Source organism: Limosilactobacillus pontis DSM 8475 (assembly GCF_001435345.1).
Taxonomy (GTDB): Bacteria; Bacillota; Bacilli; order Lactobacillales; family Lactobacillaceae; genus Limosilactobacillus; species Limosilactobacillus pontis.
The window spans coordinates 1-203 of the sequence record NZ_AZGO01000048.1 but is presented as its reverse complement, the minus strand read 5'-3'; the positions used below and the strand labels follow the sequence as shown (position 1 = coordinate 203).

The following is a 203-nucleotide window of genomic DNA, read 5'->3' as shown; positions in this document are numbered from 1 at the left end:
TGTCAAGGGCGGTTTAAAAATGTTATAAAAGGGCGGAATAAAATTGTATGATTTGGGCGGTTTAGGAATTGGCCGATGCTAGTCGATATGACTTACCCTTGATCTTAATTACATGTGAGTGGTAGACAAGTCGATCTAAAATTGCCTCCGCTTGATTATGCAGTACCGTACCCCAACTAGATAATGGGACATTGGTCGTTATG

Annotated in this window: 1 protein-coding gene; it reads right to left on the bottom strand. The window is 40.9% G+C overall.

Annotation, left to right across the window (positions count from 1 at the left end; all coding sequences use genetic code 11):
* Positions 1–61 precede the first annotated feature (61 nt).
* A partial coding sequence (locus tag FD34_RS08395; protein ID WP_162255395.1) for an ATP-binding protein occupies positions 62–203 on the bottom strand: 142 nt, incomplete at its 5' end.